Origin of the sequence: Frankia sp. AgKG'84/4, assembly GCF_023242965.2 — a bacterium.
GTDB lineage: Bacteria > Actinomycetota > Actinomycetes > Frankiales > Frankiaceae > Frankia.
In genome coordinates this window covers 1-3073 of the sequence record NZ_JALKFU020000607.1, presented here as the reverse complement: position 1 = coordinate 3073, position 3073 = coordinate 1, and the positions used below count along the sequence as shown (strand labels likewise).

Genomic DNA, 3073 nt, shown 5'->3' with positions numbered 1-3073 from the left:
CCCATGTCGACACCGGGCAATAACGGGCGGCTATATTGGTTCTGCGCCGGCGACGGCCTAACTGGGGGGGAGAGAACACCGGCCGGGCGGACTCCGGGGCCGGCCGGCGGGCCGGCAGGCAGGCAGGCAGGCGGCGCGGCGGCTCAGGCGCCGGTGGAGGCGTCGCGCGGCGGGAGCAGACCGGCGGACCGGGTCGCCCGCGCACCGGCGCTGTCCTTCGCGAAGGCCAGGGCGAGCAGCAGCCGGGCCGTCAGGCCCACGCCGAGCGCCAGGCGCAGCGGGGCGGCGGCCGGGCCCGGATACTGCCGGGACAGATAGCGGAACATGCTGCGGTGGTGGGCGATCACCATCCGTCGGGAGGACCGCTTGGTCGAATGGCCGCCGAGATGCTCCACCACGGCGGTCGGCACGTACACCGACGGCCAGGACGCGAGCCCCAGGCGCCGGCCCAGGTCCACGTCCTCCATGAACATGAAGTACGACTCGTCGAAGCCCCCGACGGCTGTGAACGCCACCCGGCGGACCAGCTGGCACGAGCCCGACAGCCAGCCGGCGGTCGTCTCCCGCGGCGCGCCGCGCTCACGCCGGTAGGACGCCGTCCACGGATTCGTCGGCCAGCACCAGCCGAACAGCGCGTGGCCGATGCCGCGGCCCAGTGACGGCAGGTCGCGCGCCGACGGGTAGAGGGCGCCGTCCGGGTTCGTGATGCCGGGGCCGAACGCCCCCGCGTCCGGCCAGCGCTCCGCCGCGGCGATCAGTTCGTCGAGCGCGCCCGGGGAGAAGGCGATGTCGGCGTTGGACACCACCAGCCATGGTGCCCGCGCACCGGCGGCGCCGCGGTTGACGGCGCTGCCGTAGCCGAGGTTGCGGCCGGGTCGCAGCAGCTCGGCCTCCGGGCGCTGGGACACGGCGGCGGTGCCGGGGTCGAGCTGGGGCGAGTTGTCGACGACGACGACCTCGTAGGGCCGGGTCGTCGCCTTGGCCAACGAGTCGAGGAAGGCGCCGATGATCTCGCCGGACCGGAAGGTCACCACGATGACCCGGAGCTCCGGTTCCACACCCATGTTCTCGTCCGCCCGTCTCACCCGACCCGCCCCGCCTGGGGACGCACGCCACGGCCGGCGGCGGCGCGCTCTCGCCGGCCACCGATGCCACGCGCCGCACCGTCGCGGTGACGGCGCGCGGGTACCAGACAGACCGTAGCGCGGCCTTTGCCGCGATCGTCGCCCCGGGTGCCGCCCCGACGGCCCACGGGCCGCCTGGCGCCGCTCAGCGCTCGGCGACCGCCCGCGCGTAGCTGGCCAGGTGCGCCTCGGCACTGGCCGCCCAGGTGAACTCCCGGGCCCGGGCGAGCCCGGCCTCCCCGAGGACCGCACGCCGGTCCGCGTCGTCGAGCAGGGCGCCCATCACCCGGGCGATCGACTCCGAGTCCGGCTGGGTGTAGGCGACGGCGTCGCCACCGACCTCGGGCAGGGACAGCCGCGGCGTGGTCAGCACCGGGGCACCGCAGGCCATCGCCTCCAGCACCGGCAGGCCGAAGCCCTCGCCGTGCGACGGGTAGGCCACGAGCGTCGCCCCGCCGAGGTAGCCCGGCAGGTCGGAGAACCGCAGGTAACCCGGCCGGATCACGCGCAGGTGGCTCGGCACGGAGGCAACCGCCGCGTCGACGTCGTCATCCCAGCCGGAACCGCCGGCCAGCACGAGCGCCGGTGGCTCGTCGCGCCAGTGCACCGCCTCGGCCCAGCCACGGATCAGGTTCGGCACGTTCTTGCGCGGCTCCAGCATCCCGAGGAACGCGATGTAGTTCGACTCGCCGAGGCCGAGGCGCCGCCGCACCCGCAGCTTGTCGTCCTCGGTGGGCCGGTGGAAGGTCGACGTGTCGACGCCGTGATAGGCGACGTCGGTCGTCGTCGACTCCGCGTCGAGCACGCGGACGAGTTCGTCGCGGGTGGCCTTCGACGGCACGATGATGCGGGCGGCCCGGCGCACCGCCGTCCGCATCGCGGACCGGAAGAACGTCCCCTTCACCGCCGTGTGCATCTCCGGCTCGGTAAAGAAGGTGACGTCATGAATTGTCACGCACACGGGCTGCTGTGCTCGCAGCGGCATCGTGTAGTGCGGTGAATGAATGACGGCGGCATTGACCTGTTCCGCGACCAGCGGCAGGCCGGTCTGCTCCCAGGCCAGCCGCGCGGGCCGGTGGGCGATGGCCGCCGGCCCGGACAGAACGGTGGCATGCGGAGCCATTCGGCTGTAGCGTTCCTCGTCCGACCGTTGGCAGACCAGCGCCATGTCCGCACCGGCCGCGCCCAGCGCCGCGACCAGCCCGTCGACATAACGCCCTACGCCACCACGGTCCGCCGGGACCGAAGTCGCGTCGACGAGCACCCGGGGTCCCACGGCGCTCCTTCCCTGACGCGCCACCCCGGCAGGGGTGGCTGATCGCTTCACGGTGACCGCTTGCTTCCCAACGGGGGCAACACTACGCCCGCCCGTCGTCGGCGACGGACACGGCAGGGGAATCGTTGACTCGACGGTAGAGCGCCCACGTCGCCTCCGCTGCCGCATTCCAGGTAAATGCACGGGCGCGGGCCAGTCCGGCAGCCGACAGGTGGGCGCGCAGCCCCGGATCGCCGACGATCCGGGCCACCGCCGCCGCCAGCCCGGCGTCGTCCCCCACCCCGACCACCAGCGCGGCCTGGCCCGAGACCTCGACCAGCGCGGGAGCGTCGGACACCACCACCGGCACCCCGTGCGCCATCGCCTCGACGACGGGCAGGCCGAAGCCCTCCGACCGGCTCGGCGCGAGCAGCACCGCGGCCCGCGAAAGCACCACCGCGAGATCCTCGTCACTGATCCGCCCGAGAGTGCGCACGCGCCCCGGGTCCAGACCATGGCGGGCCGCCGCGGCACCCACCTCCAACCCACCCCAGCCGGCGGCGCCGACATGGACCAGGGGCAGCCCCGGATCGTCCGGGCGGCGCAGCGCGGCCAGGGCCGTGTCGAGTCCCTTGCGCGGTTCCAGGGTGGCCAGCGTCAGCAGGTAGCCACCGGGCGGCGGCAGGCCCAGCCG

The 3073-nt window shown here is 74.3% G+C and carries 3 protein-coding genes; all 3 read right to left on the bottom strand.

All coding sequences use genetic code 11. The features are described 5' to 3' along the window. Positions 1 to 143 precede the first annotated feature (143 nt). Positions 144 to 1064: a glycosyltransferase family 2 protein gene (locus MXD58_RS23890; RefSeq protein ID WP_248838387.1), complete on the bottom strand. Its 921-nt coding sequence runs from the start codon at positions 1062 to 1064 to the stop codon at positions 144 to 146. A 205-nt stretch (positions 1065 to 1269) separates the two neighbouring features. Then, a complete protein-coding gene (locus MXD58_RS23885; RefSeq protein ID WP_248838388.1) occupies positions 1270 to 2400 on the bottom strand; it encodes a glycosyltransferase family 4 protein in 1131 nt (376 codons plus the stop codon). Between the two features lie 82 nt (positions 2401 to 2482). After that, positions 2483 to 3073: glycosyltransferase family 4 protein (locus MXD58_RS23880; RefSeq protein ID WP_250609970.1), on the bottom strand; the 591-nt coding region annotated here is incomplete at its 5' end.

Excerpts from the sequence above, each read along its gene's own strand:
- MXD58_RS23890 (WP_248838387.1), bottom strand. The coding sequence starts at position 1,064 with ATGGGTGTGGAACCGGAGCTCCGGGTCATCGTGGTGACCTTCCGGTCC.